Raw genomic sequence first — 15,390 nt, 5'->3', positions numbered from 1 at the left:
GAAAGACATCTCCCGGGGGCCGCCGCGTGAACGACCGATCGGCTGATCGCCTCAGCCCAGATGCGTAGGCGCGAACATCTTCAGCAGCGCCGGCAGCACCACGACCGAGGGACCCGGCGTCGCGAGTGCCTTCGTCAGGTCGTCGCGGAGGGTCTCGGGGGACGTCCGCACGCCGCTCACCCCGAACGACTCCGCCAGCGCCACGAAGTCCGGGCGGGAGAGTTCCGTTGCCGTGGCTTCGCCGAACGCGTCCGTCATGTACTCGCGCAGGATGCCGTAACCGCCGTCGTCCACGATCAGCCAGGTCACCGGCAGGTTGTACTGCTTCGCCGTGGCCAGTTCCGCGATCGAGTACATCGCGCCGCCGTCGCCCGACACCGCGAGGACCGGCTTCGACGGGTCGGCCGCGGCGGCGCCGAGCGCGGCCGGGAAGCCGTAGCCGAGGCCGCCCGCGCCCTGCGCCGAGTGCAGCGCTCCCGGCCACGCCGACCAGGCCCAGTAGGCGAGGATCGTCATGTCCCAGAAGGAGGGGGAGGAGGCCGGGAGTGCAGCCCTCACAGAACCCAGGATCTCGCGCTCGAAGGCCAGGTCCTGGCCGTCCAGGCGTTCGCGGACCGCGGAGAGAAGGGCCGCGACCCGCTCGGGAGCCGAAGGGTCGTGCCGCTCCGCGACCGTCTCCAGGAGCGCCGAGAGCGCCAGGCGCGCGTCCGCGTGGATGCCGAGCGCCGGGTGGTTGGACTCCAGCTTTCCGGCGTCCGCCTCGATCTGGATCACTCGGCCGCGCGGCGCGAACGTGTGGTAGTTCGAGGAGAGTTCGCCCAGGCCGGAGCCGACTACGAGCAGGACGTCCGCGTCTTCCAGGAGGTCCGTCGTGTGGCGGTCCTCCATCCACGACTGGAGCGAGAGCGGGTGCTCCCAGGGGAACGCGCCCTTGCCGCCGAAGGTCGTGACGACGGGGGCGTCGAGGCGCTCCGCGAGGGCTACCAGCTTGCCGCTCGCGTCCGACCGTACGACGCCGCCGCCCGCGATGATCACGGGACGCTCGGCGCGCGACAGCAAGTCGGCTGCCACAGCGGTCAGTTCGGGGCGGGGCACGAGGTCGCGCGGGGTCGCGTCCATCGCCGTGACGACCGGAAGGGTGGTGGCGGCCAGGAGTACGTCCTGCGGGATCTCCACCCAGACCGGGCCGTGCGGCGCGGTGAGGGCGGACTCCCAGGCGGCGGCGATCGCGGAGGGGATCTGCGACTGCGTCCGCACGGTGTGGACGGACTTGACCACGTCCCGGAACGACGCCTGCTGGTCCCGGAGTTCGTGCAGATAGCCGTGGCGTCCGCCGCCGAGCCCGGCGACCGGGATCTGGCTGCCGATGGCCAGGACCGGCGCCGACGCGGCCGCCGCCTCCTGGAGCGCGGCGAGCGACATCAGCGCGCCGGGGCCGGTGGAGAGCAGGAGGGGTGCGACCTCACCGGTCACGCGCCCATAGGCGTCGGCCGCGAAGCCCGCGTTGTTCTCCACGCGCAGGCCGACGTACCGCAGGTCCGAGCGGCGCAGCGCGTCGAACATGCCGAGCGCGTGCTGGCCGGGGAGCCCGAAGACGGTGGACGCGCCGAGGCCGTGCAGGGTCTCGACGACGAGGTCGCCGCCGTTGCGGCCGGGGGGAGGGTTCAGCGCGGCTGCGGTCTGCGCCTCGGTGGGCAGCAGTTCCAGGTCGTGGTCGTGGGTCATGGGTCCCTCGGGGCGTGGCGTGGTCGGTCGGGTGCGGCCCGGTGGTCGGGTTGTGCCCACCCGTCCCGCCCTGCGGAACGAATGCCCACAACCCGACTGGGACTACTTCGCCGCGCGGCTCTGCGCGATCTGGCGGGACATGATCGTCGTCAGCTCGTACGCGGTGTGCGAGGCGGCGACGGCGGTGATCTCCGCGTGGTCGTAGGCCGGGGCGACCTCGACGACGTCGGCGGAGACGAGGTTGCAGGACGACAGGCCGCGCAGGATCTCCAGGAGCTCGCGCGAGGTCATGCCGCCGGCCTCGGGGGTGCCGGTGCCGGGCGCGTGGGCCGGGTCGAGGCAGTCGATGTCGATGGAGATGTAGAGGGGACGGTTGCCGATGCGCTGGCGCAGCTGGTCGGCGACCTCGTCGGCGCCGCGGCGGTAGATGTCCGCCGAGGTGACGATGCCGAAGCCCATCTTCTCGTCATCGGTGAGGTCCTGCTTGCCGTACAGCGGGCCGCGCGTGCCGACGTGGGAGAGTGCCTCGGTGTCGAGGATGCCCTCCTCGACGGCCCGGCGGAACGGGGTGCCGTGCGTGTACTCGGCGCCGAAGTACGTGTCCCACGTGTCGAGGTGCGCGTCGAAGTGGAGCAGCGCGACCGGGCCGTGCTTCTTGGCGACGGAGCGGAGGAGGGGGAGAGCGATGGTGTGGTCGCCACCCAGCGTCATCATGCGGGCGCCGGTGCCGAGGAGGTCGTCGGCCGCGGCCTCGATCGTCTCGACGGCCTCGTTGATGTTGAACGGGTTGGCCGCGATGTCACCGGCGTCCGCGACCTGCGCGAGGGCGAACGGGGAGGCGTCCTGCGCCGGGTTGTAAGGGCGCAGCAGCCGGGACGCCTCGCGGATCGCGTTGCCGCCGAAGCGGGCGCCCGGCCGGTACGAGACGCCCGTGTCGAAGGGCACGCCCACGACGGCCACGTCCGCGGTGCCCACCTCGTCGAGGCGGGGCAGCCGGGCGAAGGTGGCGGGACCGGCGTACCGCGGGACGCGGGAGGAGTCGACCGGACCGCGGGGCGTCTCGTTGCTGCTCATGCGAATTGCCTTCTTTCCTACGCTTCTTGGCGCCGCGCAGCCCTTGACGGGGCTACGCGGCGCTTTCCGAATTTACTGGGTGACGGTGGCCGGCTCCGCGTCCGTCTCCGCCTCGGCCCCGCGCCCCGCGAGCCGCTCGCGCCAGGCGGCGAGCACCGCGGCGTCGGTCGGCTTGGTGGCGAGGGAGACGATGACGTAGGCGGCGAGGGAGAGCAGGAGGCCGTAGTAGACGGGCTCGTTGGCGAGGATCCCGTAGCCCCACATCAGGCCGATGACGGCGAGTCCGCCGACGGAGACGGCGGCGAGGGCGCCGGCCACGGTGCCGCGCTTCCACAGCAGGCCGCCGAGGATCGGCACGAGGAGCCCGGCGACGAGCAGGTTGTAGGCGACGGTCAGGGCCTCGACGACGTTGTTGAGCGCGATGGCGATGCAGATCACCGCGACGCCCATGATCAGGATGAAGAGGCGGTTGCCCTTCACCTCGTCGTGCGCCTCCTCGTGCGCCTCGTCCTTGTCGCCGCCGGAGGGCTTGACGGCGCCCCGCAGCCGCGACCAGATGTCGTTGTTGGCGACGGTCGCGCAGGCGATCAGCGCGCCGGACGAGGTCGACATGACGGCGGCGAGCGCGGCGGCGAGCACCAGGCCCCGCACACCGATGGGGAGCTCGTCCTTGACGATGGTCGCGAACGCGGCGTCGGCGCTGGGCAGCTTCGGGTACATGACCTTCGCGGCGGTGCCGATGACGGCGCCGGCGACGGCGTAGACCAGGCAGTAGGTGCCGGCGACGGTGCCGCCGACGCGGGCGACCTTGTCGCTGCGGGCGGTGAACACGCGCTGCCAGATGTCCTGGCCGATCAGCATGCCGAACGTGTAGATCAGCACGTACGTGAAGATCGTCTCGCCGCCGATGCCCAGCGGGTCGAAGTACTCGGTGGGCAGCTTGGCCTTCATCTCGCTGAAGCCGCCGGCCTTGATGACGGCGATCGGCAGCAGCAGGAGCAGCACGCCGATGGTCTTCACCACGAACTGCACCATGTCGGTGAGGGTGATGGACCACATGCCGCCGAGCGTCGAGTACGCGACGACGATCGAGCCGCCGAGGATGATCGCGATAGTGCGGTTCATGTCGAACAGCACGTCGAAGATCGTGGCGTAGGCGATGGTCGAGGTGACGGCGAGCATCAGCGTGTACGCCCACATCACGATGCCGGAGATGAGCCCGGACCGGCCGCCGTAGCGCAGGTCGAGCATCTCGGAGACGGTGTAGACCTTCAGGCGGGCGATGCGCGCCGAGAAGAACACGGACAGCGCGAGCAGGCCGAGGCCGATGGTGAAGACCATCCACGCGCCGGACAGGCCGTACTGGTAGCCGAGGCCCACACCGCCGATGGTGGAGGCGCCGCCGAGGACGATCGCGGCCATGGTGCCGGAGTACATCATCGGGCCGAGCCTGCGGCCCGCCACGAGGAACTCGCTCTTGGACTTGGCGCGGCGCATGCCCCACCAGCCCATGGCCAGCATGCCGGCGAGATAGACGACGATCACTGTGTAGTCGACGGCCATAGGGCCCTCCTTCGCGCACCTCGGTGGCGTGACGTGCAGATGGGGGTGGGTGACCGGCCGTGGGGACATCCGCCCGTACCCGAGGCCTGCGGTCGGCACGACCTTAGGTGGCCTGAAAGCAACGCTGAAGTGTACTTTTTATCCACTCTCCCGTGACTGGATGGAGAAAATATCCACCATGCCGGACGCAACCCGGCCTGCGGGGGGCCCGACAGCACCGTCGGGGCCTCCCGCACCGGCCGTTCCGCCGACCCCGCCGGTGCCGCTCACCGCGCTGCTCGCCCGCGAGGACCTGGGCCTGCGCCAGATCGCGGGCCCGCCCGTCGGCCCCGACACGGTGATCCACTGGGCGCACACGTCCGAGATGGCCGACCCGTACCCGTATCTGCTCGGCGGCGAGCTGCTCCTGACCGCCGGCGTGCACGCGACGGAGGCCGCGGGAACAGGCCCGTACTACGACGACTACGTGGCGCGGATCGTCGCGGCGGGCGGGGCGGCGCTCGGCTTCGGGGTCGCGCCGGTGCACGACACGGTGCCGCGCTCCCTGGTCGAGGCCTGCGAGCGGCACGGCCTGCCGCTCCTCGAGGTGCCGCCGCACTCCACGTTCAGCGGAGTGACGCGCGCGGTGTGGCAGCTGATGGCCCAGGCGCGCCACGCGGAACTGCGCCGCGTCAGCGAGGCGCAGCAGGGCCTCGCCACGGCGGCGGCGCGCCCCTACCCGGTGCCCGCGGTGCTGCGGCAGCTGGCGCAGCGCACCGGCGGCTGGGCGGTGCTCACCGCGCCGGACGGCACGGAGGTCGGCCGGGCGGGCCCCGACCCGTCGGCCGAGGTGAGCGCGGCGATGGCGCAGCTGATGCGGATCGTGCGCCCAGGCGAGACCCGCCTCTTCCCCGCGCCCACATCGGCGGCGGACACGGTGGGCGGCGCGCAGCTGGCTGCGTACGCGCTGGGCGGCGGCCAGGGCTACGCGCTGGGGACGGCGGTCGGCCACCGCGACCCCGGCGACCACACCATCGCGGGGGTGGCGGTGGTCCTGCTCTCCCTGCTCACGGGCGAACACCAGACGACGGCCGAGGCGGCGCGCTCGGCGGCCCTGGTCCGGCTCCTGCTCGGCGAGGAGCCGGCCGCCGTAGCGGCGCTGCTCGGCGACGGCACCTGGCGGGTGGTCCACGCCGCACCCGACCGTCCGTCCCCTCCCTCCGTCTCCCTCGGCACGCCCCTCCTCGACGCGACCGACTCCCTCGTACGCGCCCTGCTCCCCGCGGACCAGGAGGTCGTCGCCCAGGAGGGCTGGGTGATGGGGGTGAGCGGCGCGGCGCCCACGGACGACCTGGCGGCGGCCGACGCTCAGGCCTCGCGCGCCCTGACCCGGGCGAAGGCGACCCGCGCCCCGCTCGTGCACCACCACTCGGACGCGCGCGGACTCGCCTCGCTCCTCGACCCCGGGGAGGCGACGGCGCACGCCCGGACGCTCCTCGCCCCGATCGCGCACACGCCCGCGCTGACCGAGACACTGCGTACGTGGCTGTCCCTGCACGGGAGTTGGGACCGTACGGCGACCGCGCTCGCCGTCCACCGCAACACCGTGCGCCAGCGCATCGCGAAGTGCGCCACACTCCTGGACACCGACCTGGACGACCCCGATGTGCGCATGGAGCTGTGGTTCGCCCTGCGCCACGCAGAGTGACGCCCGTCCCACCCCCCGGGACATCGGGGCCCGTCACAGCGCCCGACGGCACAATGGGGGGCATGCCGATACCCGGGATCCCCAGCCGCGCCGCGCTCGTCGACCATCTGATCCGCACCCGCATCGCGGGCGACGTGGCCACACCCCGCGACAACAACCTCTCCCACTACCGCAGGCTCGCGAACGGCGACCGCCACTACTGGTTCGGCCTGGAGCTCGGCGACCGCTGGACCGACGAGCAGGACGTCCTCGCGGTGATGGCGGAGCGTTGCGGCGTGAACGACGACCCCGAGTACCGCTTCGGCCAGGACACCATCGACCCGCAGCTCACGGTCGACGCCCTGGACCGGATGGGCGCCCGGCTGCGCAAGGCGGCAGCCGGCAAGGAGCGCGTCCTGTTCGCGACGGGCCACCCGGGCGGCCTCCTCGACGTGCACCGCGCGACGGCCGCGGCGCTGCGCGCGGCGGGCTGCGAGATCGTCGTGATCCCCGAGGGCCTGTCGACGGACGAGGGCATGGTCTTCCAGTTCGCGGACGTGGCGGTGCTGGAGCGCGGCGCGACCCTTTGGCACACGCATTCCCCGGACCCCATGGCGCGGATCCTGGACGGCCTGGAGCGCGAGGGGCGCCCGCTGCCGGACCTGGTCGTCGCCGACCACGGCTGGGCGGGCTGCGCGGGGCAGCGGGGCATCGACTCCGTCGGGTACGCGGACTGCAACGACCCGGCGCTGTTCATCGGCGAGGCGGAGGGCACCCTTCAGGTGACGGTGCCGCTCGACGACCACGTCACGAGCCCGCGCCACTACGACCCGATGACGGCCTATCTCCTCGACGCGGCGGGCCTCAGCCCCACGGGTTGAGCCCCTCCTCGCGCCGCTGCGCGAAGCCGGGCGTCGGGTCGAGGTAGACCCGGGTCACGTTCGGGAACCGCTCGCGCAGCCGGCGGGCCGCCTCCTCGCAGGCCCACTCGATCTGCGCGGCGGTGGAGGTGTCGCGCAGGTCGACCTTCGCCGCGACGAGCGCCTCGCGCGGCCCCTGGACGAGGGTGGTCAGTTCGAGTACGGCCTCGATGTGCTCGACGCCTGCGAGGATTTTGCGGATCTCCAGGCGGACCGGCTTGGGCAGCGGGCGCCCGATGAGGAGTTCGGCGTTGGACCGTCCGAGGACCCAGGCGACGTACAGGAGCAGCGCGCCGATGCACAGGGAGGCGATGGCGTCCCAGACGCCGGAGCCGGTGAGCTGACCGCCGAGCAGGCCGCCCGCGGCGAGGAGCAGACCGACGAGGGCGGCCGAGTCCTCCATGACGACGGCTTTGACAGCCGTGTCGGGGGTGCGCTGCAGATACCGGCCCACGGGCGCCCCGATGCGCTCGGCCTCGCCCCGGGCCTGCTTGATCCCCGTACGCAGTGAGAAGCCCTCCAGGAGGAAGGCGAGGGCGAGGACGATGTACGAGATGAGCGGGTTGCCGAGCTCCTCGCCGGCGATCAGGGTGTGGATGCCGTCGTAGATCGAGAAGACGGCGCCGCCGACGAACGTGGCGACGGCGGCGAGCATGGCCCAGATGTAGCGCTCGGGCCCGTAGCCGAGGGGGTGTTCCTCGTCCGCGGGCTTCTCGCTGCGCTTCAGCGCGGTGAGCAGCAGCACCTCGGTGACCGTGTCGGCGACCGAGTGGGCGGCCTCCGAGAGCATGGCGCTCGACCCGCTGATGATTCCGGCGACGGCCTTGGCGAGGGCGATCCCGAGATTGGCGGCGGCCGCCACGAGGACGGTGGTGACGCTCTCGCCCCCGCCGTCCTCCCCCGCGTCCCCGGCCGTCCCACTCTGCTCAGCGCTCGTGCCCATGCAGGTGACGGTATGTCCGATCGCCACGCGCCGCGAACCACGCGGGCTCACCGCGGGACGCGGACGACGCCCTCCTGGATCACGGAGATGGCGAGCTGTCCGTCGCGGGTGTAGATGCGGGCCTGGCCGAGGCCGCGCCCGCCCGAGGCCGACGGCGACTCCTGGTCGTACAGGAGCCATTCGTCGGCGCGGAACGGCCGGTGGAACCACATCGCGTGGTCGAGCGAGGCGCCGACCACGTCGCCCACGGCCCATCCCCCGCGCCCGTGCGCGAGCAGCACGGAGTCGAGGAGTGTCATGTCGGAGACGTACGTGGCGAGGCAGACGTGCAGCAGCGGCTCGTCGATGACGCCGTGGAGCTTGCCGTTCGTACGGAACCAGACCTGCGAGCGCGGCTCCTGCGGGGTGCCCACGCTGCCGAACGGCGGCGCGTCCACGTACCGCAGGTCGACGGCCTCGCGCGCTTCGAGGAGCCGCTCGGCGACGCCGGGCTCGACGAACGCGTCGGCGTAGCGCGGCAGCATCTCGGCGGCGGTGGGCAGCGTCTCGGGGTCGGGCGCGGGCGGCATGGCCGCCTGGTGCTCGAGCCCGTCCTCGTACGTCTGGAAGGACGCCGAGAGATGGAAGATCGGCTGCCCGTGCTGGACGGCGACGACGCGGCGCGTGGTGAAGGAGCGCCCGTCGCGGATCCGGTCGACCGTGTAGACGATGGGCGCGCCCGGGTCACCGGGCCGCAGGAAGTACGCGTGCAGCGAGTGGGCGTGCCGGTCGCCGGGGACGGTGCGCCCGGCGGCGACGAGCGCCTGGGCGGCCACCTGTCCGCCGAAGACCCGGGGGACGACGGCGGAACGGGACTGCCCGCGGAAGATGTCCTGCTCGATCTGCTCCAGGTCGAGCAGATCGAGCAGGGACTCCAGTGCCTGATTCATACAGCCAGTTCTACAGAAGGCGGAGGGACGGGTGGGTTACAGGCCCATGTCCTTCGCGATGATCGTCTTCATGATCTCGCTGGTGCCGCCGTAGATGCGGTTGACGCGGTTGTCCGCGTACAGGCGCGCGATCGGGTACTCGTTCATGAAGCCGTAGCCGCCGTGCAGCTGGAGGCAGCGGTCGATGACGCGGTGCGCGACCTCGGTGCAGAACAGCTTGGCGCTGGCGGCCTCGGCGGGGGTCAGCTCGCCCGCGTCGAGGGCCTCGAGGGCGCGGTCGGCGACGGCCTCGGCGGCGTCCACCTCGGCCTGGCAGGCGGCCAGTTCGAACTTGGTGTTCTGGAAGGAGGCGACGGGCTTGCCGAAGACGGTGCGCTCCTGGACGTACTCCTTGGCGAACCGGACGGCGGCCTTGGCCTGCGCGTAGGCGCCGAAGGCGATGCCCCAGCGCTCGGAGGCGAGGTTGTGGCCGAGGTAGTAGAAGCCCTTGTTCTCCTCGCCGAGGAGGTCCTCGACGGGGACCTTCACGTCGACGAACGCCAGCTCGGCGGTGTCGGAGGTCTTCAGGCCGAGCTTGTCGAGCTTGCGGCCTATGGAGTAGCCCTCGGACTTGGTGTCCACCGCGAAGAGGGAGATGCCGTGGCGGCGGTCCTCGGCGGTGGGCGCGTCGGTGCGGGCGCAGACGATCACCTTGTCGGCGTGGACGCCGCCGGTGATGAAGGTCTTGGCGCCGTTGAGGACGTAGTGCGTGCCGTCCTCGGAGAGCTTGGCGGTGGTCTTCATGCCCGCGAGGTCGGAGCCGGTGCCCGGCTCGGTCATCGCGAGGGCCCACATCTCCTCACCGGAGACGAACTTCGGCAGGAAGCGCTTCTTCTGCTCGTCGGTGGCGAGCATCTTGATGTACGGGAGGCCGAGCAGCACGTGCACGCCGGAGCCACCGAACTGGACGCCCGCGCGCGAGGTCTCCTCGTACATCACCGCCTCGAACTTGTACGAGTCGATGCCGGCGCCGCCGAACTCCTCGGGCACGCGGATACCGAAGACGCCGAGCTCGGCGAGCTTGTAGTAGAAGTCGCGCGGGGCCTGTCCGGCCGCGAACCACTCGTCGTAGACGGGAACGACCTCGGCCTCGATGAAGGCGCGGATGGTGTCCCGGAACGCCTCGTGGTCCTCGTTGTAAACGGTACGGCGCACGACCTGCTCCTTCGGAAACGGCATCACTGCACGACTAAGCGCTTGCTCAGCTTAGGTTACCCGCCAGTTTCTGGAGCGTCCAGAGACGCACGTCACGCCTGGGCCGCCTCAAAGGCCCCGCGCGCCATGCGGTGCAGCAGCCCTGCTGTCGCCTCGCGGCCGGGCAGTCCGCCGGACCTGCCGAGGTGCGGGGTCGAATTGAGCAGGCCGAAAACCGCGTGCACCGCGGCCCTCGCGGGCTGCTCGACCAGGCCCGGATAGACCTCGCGCACCGCCTCGACCCACAGCTCGACGTACTGGCGCTGGAGCTGGCGCACCAGCTTGCGGTCGCTGTCGCGCAGGCGGTCCAGCTCGCGGTCGTGCAGGGTGATCAGGGGGCGGTCGTCGAGGGCGAAGTCGATGTGCCCCTCGATGAGCGAGTCGAGCAGCGCCTCGGGATCGCCGCCGTCGGACTCGGCGAGACGGCGCTTGCCGCCGGTCAGGAGCCGCCCGCTGATGCCGACGAGCAGCTCGGCGAGCATCGCGTCCTTGCCCGCGAAGTGGCGGTAGAGCCCGGGGCCGCTGATGCCGACCGCGGCACCTATCTCGTCGACGCCGACCCCGTGGAACCCGCGCTCGGCGAACAGCCGCGCGGCCTCCTTGAGGATCTGCTCGCGGCGGGTGGGGGCGTCGGTTCTGGTGGCCATGAAGGTAATTCTAGACAGCGACGTTAGCGGTCGTTAACCTGAGGGAAACGCGTTAACGCTCATTAACCGAGCGGGAGCCGAACGACGCGAGCCGAATGAGGGGACTGCGCGATGCAGGAGGCACCGGAGCTGACGAGCGCGGCGGACCCCGCGTCGGAGGCCTGGAAGGCCAACGAGGCGGCGCACGAGGCGCTGGCCGACGAGCTGCGCGGCAAGCTGGCCGCGGCCCGGCTCGGCGGCGGTGAGCGGGCCCGCGCCCGGCACACCGCGCGCGGCAAGCTGCTGCCGCGCGACCGCGTGGACACACTGCTCGACCCGGGCTCCCCGTTCCTGGAGCTGGCGCCGCTCGCGGCCGACGGGATGTACGGGGACCAGGCTCCGGCCGCCGGGGTGATCGCCGGGATCGGGCGGGTCAGCGGCCGCGCGTGCGTGATCGTCGCCAATGACGCGACGGTCAAGGGCGGCACGTACTACCCGATGACGGTGAAGAAGCACCTGCGCGCCCAGGAGGTGGCCCTGGAGAACCGGCTGCCGTGCGTCTACCTGGTGGACTCGGGCGGCGCCTTCCTGCCGATGCAGGACGAGGTCTTCCCCGACCGCGAGCACTTCGGGCGGATCTTCTACAACCAGGCGCGGATGTCGGGCGCCGGCATCCCCCAGATCGCGGCGGTCCTCGGCTCGTGCACGGCGGGCGGCGCGTACGTCCCGGCGATGAGCGACGAGGCCGTGATCGTGCGCAATCAGGGCACGATCTTCCTGGGCGGCCCACCCCTGGTGAAGGCCGCCACCGGCGAGGTCGTCACCGCCGAGGAGCTGGGCGGCGGCGAGGTGCACTCCCGGGTGTCGGGCGTCACGGACCATCTCGCGGAGGACGACGCGCACGCGCTGCGGATCGTGCGGACGATCGTCTCGACGCTCCCGGAGCGCGGCCCGCTGCCCTGGTCGGTCACCCCGGCGATCGAGCCGAAGGTGGACCCCGCGGGGCTGTACGGCGCGGTGCCGGTCGACTCGCGCACCCCGTACGACGTGCGGGAGGTCATCGCGCGTGTGGTGGACGGTTCGCGGTTCGCCGAGTTCAAGGCGGAGTTCGGGCAGACCCTCATCACCGGCTTCGCCCGCATCCACGGCCACCCGGTCGGGATCGTCGCGAACAACGGCATCCTGTTCTCCGAGTCCGCCCAGAAGGGCGCGCACTTCATCGAGCTGTGCGACCAGCGCGGCATCCCGCTGGTGTTCCTGCAGAACATCTCGGGCTTCATGGTGGGGCGGGACTACGAGGCGGGCGGAATCGCCAAGCACGGCGCCAAGATGGTCACGGCCGTCGCCAGCACCCGCGTGCCGAAGCTGACCGTCGTCGTCGGCGGGTCGTACGGGGCGGGCAACTACTCGATGTGCGGCCGGGCCTACTCGCCGCGCTTCCTGTGGATGTGGCCCAACGCCAAGATCTCCGTGATGGGCGGCGAGCAGGCCGCCTCCGTCCTCGCGACCGTCAAGCGCGACCAGCTGGAGGCGCGCGGCGAGTCGTGGCCCGCCGAGGACGAGGACGCCTTCAAGGCGCCGATCCGCGCCCAGTACGAGCACCAGGGGAACGCCTACTACGCGACGGCCCGGCTCTGGGACGACGGCGTGATCGACCCGCTGGAGACCCGGCAGGTCCTCGGCCTCGCCCTGACCGCCTGTGCCCACGCGCCACTGCCGGAGAAGTCCGGCGGCTTCGGCGTCTTCCGGATGTGAGGGGAGGGACCCCATGAGCATGTTCGACACCGTTCTTGTGGCCAACCGCGGCGAGATCGCCGTCCGCGTCATCCGTACGCTGCGGGCGCTCGGCATCCGCTCGGTGGCCGTGTACAGCGACGCGGACGCCGACGCCCGCCATGTGCGCGAGGCCGACACGGCGGTCCGCATCGGGCCGCCGCCCGCGGGCGAGAGCTACCTCCGCGTGGACCGGCTGCTCGAGGCGGCGGCGCGCACGGGCGCGCAGGCCGTCCACCCGGGCTACGGATTCCTGGCGGAGAACGCCGCCTTCGCACGGGCCTGCGCCGACGCGGGCCTCGCCTTCATCGGCCCCTCCGCCGACGCGATCTCCCTCATGGGCGACAAGATCCGCGCCAAGGAGACCGTGCAGACGGCCGGCGTCCCGGTCGTGCCCGGCTCCTCCGGCAGCGGGCTCACCGACGCCCAACTCGCCGACGCGGCACGGGAGATCGGCATGCCCGTGCTGCTCAAGCCGTCCGCGGGCGGCGGCGGCAAGGGCATGCGCCTGGTGCGTGACGAGGCGCTGCTCGGCGACGAGATCGCGGCCGCACGGCGCGAGGCCCGCGCCTCCTTCGGCGACGACACGCTGCTCGTGGAGCGCTGGGTCGACCGCCCCCGGCACATCGAGATCCAGGTCCTGGCCGACGGCCACGGGCACGTGATCCACCTGGGCGAGCGCGAGTGCTCCCTCCAGCGCCGCCACCAGAAGATCATCGAGGAGGCGCCGAGCGTCCTCCTCGACGAGGCGACGCGCGCGGCGATGGGCGAGGCCGCGGTGCAGGCGGCCCGCTCGTGCGGGTACCGCGGCGCCGGCACGGTGGAGTTCATCGTGCCGGGCAACGACCCTTCGTCGTACTACTTCATGGAGATGAACACCCGCCTCCAGGTGGAGCACCCGGTCACCGAGATGGTCACGGGGATCGACCTGGTGGAGTGGCAGCTGCGGGTCGCGGCGGGCGAGCAACTCCCTTACCAGCAGGCCGACATCACGCTCACCGGGCACGCGGTCGAGGCGCGGATCTGCGCGGAAGACCCTTCGCGAGGCTTCCTTCCCTCCGGCGGCACGGTCGTCTCGCTGCGCGAGCCGCAGGGCGACGGGGTGCGCACCGACTCCGGCCTCAGCGAGGGCTCGGAGGTCGGGAGCCTGTACGACCCGATGCTGTCGAAGGTCATCGCGTACGGGCCCGACCGGGCGACGGCGCTGCGCAGGCTGCGCGCGGCCCTCGCGGACACGGTGACGCTCGGCGTCGCGACGAACGCCGGGTTCCTGCGCCGGCTGCTCGCCCATCCCGCCGTGGTCGGGGGCGAGTTGGACACGGGGCTCGTGGAGCGCGAGGTGGACGGTCTCGTCGAGAGCGAGGTCCCGGCGGAGGTGTACGAGGCGGCCGCCGCGGTCCGCGAGACCGCCCTGGCACCGTCGGGGTCCGGCTGGACCGACCCGTTCTCGCAGCCGAACGGCTGGCGCCTGGGCGGCACGCCCGCACCGCTCGGCTTCGACCTCAAGGTGCCGGGCCACGAACCCGTCACCCACGCCACGAGCAGCGCCCACACCGTCACCCAGGACCGGGTCACCCTCCACCTGGACGGGCTCACCCACACCTTCCACCGGGCCGGTGACTGGCTCGGCCGTGACGGCGACGCCTGGCACGTGCAGGACTTCGACCCGGTGGCGGCCTCGTTGACCGGCGCCGCGCACTCCGGCGCCGACTCCCTCACCGCGCCGATGCCCGGCACGGTCACCGTGGTGAAGGTGGCCGTCGGCGACGAAGTGGTCGCAGGACAGAGCTTGTTGGTGGTCGAGGCGATGAAGATGGAGCACGTCATCTCCGCCCCGCACGCCGGCACCGTGGCCGAACTGGACGTCACACCGGGCACGACCGTCGCGATGGACCAGATCCTCGCGGTCGTCACACCGCACGAGGAGACGACGGCATGAGCACCCCCGCATCCCCCTCATCCCCCACCTCCCCCGTACCCACCGCCCTGCCCATGGTCGTGCCCTCCCAGGACCTGCCCGCGCGCGTGCGGATCCACGAGGTCGGCGCGCGCGACGGACTGCAGAACGAGAAGGCGACGGTCCCCACAGAGGTGAAGGCGGAGTTCGTGCGCCGCCTCGCTGCCGCGGGCCTGACCACCATCGAGGCGACCAGCTTCGTGCACCCCAAGTGGGTGCCCCAACTGGCGGACGCAGAAGCCCTGTTCCCGCTCCTCCAGGACATCCAGCCCCGCCCGCACCTGCCCGTGCTCGTGCCGAACGAGCGGGGTCTGGACCGGGCCCTCGCGCTCGGGGCTCGCCGCGTCGCCGTGTTCGCCAGCGCCACGGAGTCCTTCGCCAAGGCCAATCTGAACCGGACGGTGGACGAGGCGCTCGCCATGTTCGAGCCGGTCGTGACCCGCGCCAAGGAGAGCCGGGCGCATGTGCGCGGCTATCTCTCCATGTGCTTCGGGGACCCCTGGGAGGGCGCCGTCCCGGTCCACCAGGTCGTCCGGGTCGCCAAGGCCCTGATGGACATGGGGTGTGACGAGCTGAGCCTCGGCGACACGATCGGCGTCGCGACGCCGGGCCACGTCCAGACGCTCCTGGCCGAGCTCAACGAGGAGGGCGTGCCGACGAACGCGATCGGCGTGCATTTCCACGACACGTACGGCCAGGCCCTGTCCAACACCCTCGCGGCGCTCCAGCACGGAGTGACCACCGTGGACGCCTCCGCGGGCGGCCTCGGCGGCTGCCCGTACGCGAAGAGCGCCACCGGAAATCTCGCCACCGAAGACCTCGTGTGGATGCTTTCGGGCCTCGGTATCGAGACCGGGGTCGACCTGGGCCGTCTCACCGCCACCAGCGCGTGGATGGCCGAACAGCTGGGCCGGCCCAGCCCGTCCCGCACCGTCCGCGCCCTCGTGAAGACGGCACAGCCCCTACAGGAGCAGTGAACAA

General features: G+C 72.0%; 12 protein-coding genes. 5 read left to right on the top strand and 7 right to left on the bottom strand.

Annotation, left to right across the window (positions count from 1 at the left end; translation table 11 throughout):
* Nucleotides 1-51 precede the first annotated feature (51 nt).
* The 3 genes from OHA58_RS22985 to OHA58_RS22975 form a co-directional block, all read right to left on the bottom strand.
* Nucleotides 52-1,725, bottom strand: a complete 1,674-nt coding sequence (locus tag OHA58_RS22985) for a thiamine pyrophosphate-binding protein (RefSeq protein ID WP_405481034.1) — start codon at nucleotides 1,723-1,725, stop codon at nucleotides 52-54.
* A 102-nt stretch (nucleotides 1,726-1,827) separates the two neighbouring features.
* On the bottom strand, nucleotides 1,828-2,799 hold the full coding sequence (gene speB, locus OHA58_RS22980; protein ID WP_405481032.1) for an agmatinase: 972 nt from the start codon (nucleotides 2,797-2,799) through the stop codon (nucleotides 1,828-1,830).
* 72 nt (nucleotides 2,800-2,871) lie between these two features.
* Nucleotides 2,872-4,362: a sodium:solute symporter gene (locus tag OHA58_RS22975; RefSeq protein ID WP_405481030.1), complete on the bottom strand. Its 1,491-nt coding sequence runs from the start codon at nucleotides 4,360-4,362 to the stop codon at nucleotides 2,872-2,874.
* A 178-nt stretch (nucleotides 4,363-4,540) separates the two neighbouring features.
* Here OHA58_RS22975 and OHA58_RS22970 point away from each other — a divergent pair, with 178 nt between their 5' ends.
* Both OHA58_RS22970 and OHA58_RS22965 read left to right on the top strand, forming a co-directional pair.
* Nucleotides 4,541-6,049, top strand: coding sequence for a PucR family transcriptional regulator ligand-binding domain-containing protein (locus tag OHA58_RS22970; protein ID WP_405481029.1), 1,509 nt, complete (start codon nucleotides 4,541-4,543; stop codon nucleotides 6,047-6,049).
* Nucleotides 6,050-6,111: 62 nt separating this feature from the next.
* Nucleotides 6,112-6,909, top strand: a complete 798-nt coding sequence (locus OHA58_RS22965) for a phosphatase (RefSeq protein ID WP_405481028.1) — start codon at nucleotides 6,112-6,114, stop codon at nucleotides 6,907-6,909.
* Here the strand turns inward: OHA58_RS22965 and OHA58_RS22960 are convergent.
* From OHA58_RS22960 to OHA58_RS22945, 4 genes are all read right to left on the bottom strand, one after another.
* Nucleotides 6,893-7,891: a cation diffusion facilitator family transporter gene (locus tag OHA58_RS22960; RefSeq protein ID WP_405481026.1), complete on the bottom strand. Its 999-nt coding sequence runs from the start codon at nucleotides 7,889-7,891 to the stop codon at nucleotides 6,893-6,895. The genes OHA58_RS22965 and OHA58_RS22960 overlap by 17 nt on opposite strands.
* Nucleotides 7,892-7,938: 47 nt before the next feature.
* Entirely contained in the window at nucleotides 7,939-8,820 is an 882-nt protein-coding gene (locus OHA58_RS22955) for an acyl-CoA thioesterase II (protein ID WP_116512863.1), read from the bottom strand.
* A gap of 36 nt (nucleotides 8,821-8,856) precedes the next feature.
* On the bottom strand, nucleotides 8,857-10,014 hold the full coding sequence (locus tag OHA58_RS22950; protein ID WP_116513646.1) for an acyl-CoA dehydrogenase family protein: 1,158 nt from the start codon (nucleotides 10,012-10,014) through the stop codon (nucleotides 8,857-8,859).
* A gap of 92 nt (nucleotides 10,015-10,106) precedes the next feature.
* A complete protein-coding gene (locus OHA58_RS22945) occupies nucleotides 10,107-10,700 on the bottom strand; it encodes a TetR/AcrR family transcriptional regulator (RefSeq protein WP_227294797.1) in 594 nt (197 codons plus the stop codon).
* Nucleotides 10,701-10,811: 111 nt separating this feature from the next.
* Here OHA58_RS22945 and OHA58_RS22940 point away from each other — a divergent pair, with 111 nt between their 5' ends.
* The 3 genes from OHA58_RS22940 to OHA58_RS22930 are packed head-to-tail and all read left to right on the top strand — an operon-like array spanning nucleotide 10,812 to nucleotide 15,386.
* Nucleotides 10,812-12,434 (top strand): carboxyl transferase domain-containing protein, encoded by a 1,623-nt coding sequence (locus OHA58_RS22940; RefSeq protein ID WP_405481025.1) that lies wholly within the window; start codon nucleotides 10,812-10,814, stop codon nucleotides 12,432-12,434.
* 19 nt (nucleotides 12,435-12,453) lie between these two features.
* Complete coding sequence (locus OHA58_RS22935; RefSeq protein ID WP_405485119.1) at nucleotides 12,454-14,391, top strand: acetyl/propionyl/methylcrotonyl-CoA carboxylase subunit alpha; 1,938 nt, start codon at nucleotides 12,454-12,456, stop codon at nucleotides 14,389-14,391.
* On the top strand, nucleotides 14,388-15,386 hold the full coding sequence (locus tag OHA58_RS22930) for a hydroxymethylglutaryl-CoA lyase (RefSeq protein WP_405481024.1): 999 nt from the start codon (nucleotides 14,388-14,390) through the stop codon (nucleotides 15,384-15,386). The genes OHA58_RS22935 and OHA58_RS22930 overlap by 4 nt, the downstream gene beginning before the upstream one ends.
* Nucleotides 15,387-15,390 lie beyond the last annotated feature (4 nt).

It is taken from the genome of Streptomyces sp. NBC_00009 (assembly GCF_045040855.1).
In the GTDB taxonomy this organism is placed as follows: domain Bacteria; phylum Actinomycetota; class Actinomycetes; order Streptomycetales; family Streptomycetaceae; genus Streptomyces; species Streptomyces aureus.
This window is presented reverse-complemented; position numbering and strand designations above follow the sequence as displayed.

What these genes read in the sequence shown, in the direction of transcription:
- OHA58_RS22985 (WP_405481034.1), bottom strand. Translation starts at nt 1,725, where the DNA reads ATGACCCACGACCACGACCTGGAACTGCTGCCCACCGAGGCGCAGACC.
- speB (WP_405481032.1), bottom strand. Translation starts at nt 2,799, where the DNA reads ATGAGCAGCAACGAGACGCCCCGCGGTCCGGTCGACTCCTCCCGCGTC.
- OHA58_RS22975 (WP_405481030.1), bottom strand. Translation starts at nt 4,362, where the DNA reads ATGGCCGTCGACTACACAGTGATCGTCGTCTATCTCGCCGGCATGCTG.
- OHA58_RS22970 (WP_405481029.1), top strand. Translation starts at nt 4,541, where the DNA reads ATGCCGGACGCAACCCGGCCTGCGGGGGGCCCGACAGCACCGTCGGGG.
- OHA58_RS22965 (WP_405481028.1), top strand. Translation starts at nt 6,112, where the DNA reads ATGCCGATACCCGGGATCCCCAGCCGCGCCGCGCTCGTCGACCATCTG.
- OHA58_RS22960 (WP_405481026.1), bottom strand. Translation starts at nt 7,891, where the DNA reads ATGGGCACGAGCGCTGAGCAGAGTGGGACGGCCGGGGACGCGGGGGAG.
- OHA58_RS22955 (WP_116512863.1), bottom strand. Translation starts at nt 8,820, where the DNA reads ATGAATCAGGCACTGGAGTCCCTGCTCGATCTGCTCGACCTGGAGCAG.
- OHA58_RS22945 (WP_227294797.1), bottom strand. Translation starts at nt 10,700, where the DNA reads ATGGCCACCAGAACCGACGCCCCCACCCGCCGCGAGCAGATCCTCAAG.
- OHA58_RS22940 (WP_405481025.1), top strand. Translation starts at nt 10,812, where the DNA reads ATGCAGGAGGCACCGGAGCTGACGAGCGCGGCGGACCCCGCGTCGGAG.
- OHA58_RS22935 (WP_405485119.1), top strand. Translation starts at nt 12,454, where the DNA reads ATGTTCGACACCGTTCTTGTGGCCAACCGCGGCGAGATCGCCGTCCGC.
- OHA58_RS22930 (WP_405481024.1), top strand. Translation starts at nt 14,388, where the DNA reads ATGAGCACCCCCGCATCCCCCTCATCCCCCACCTCCCCCGTACCCACC.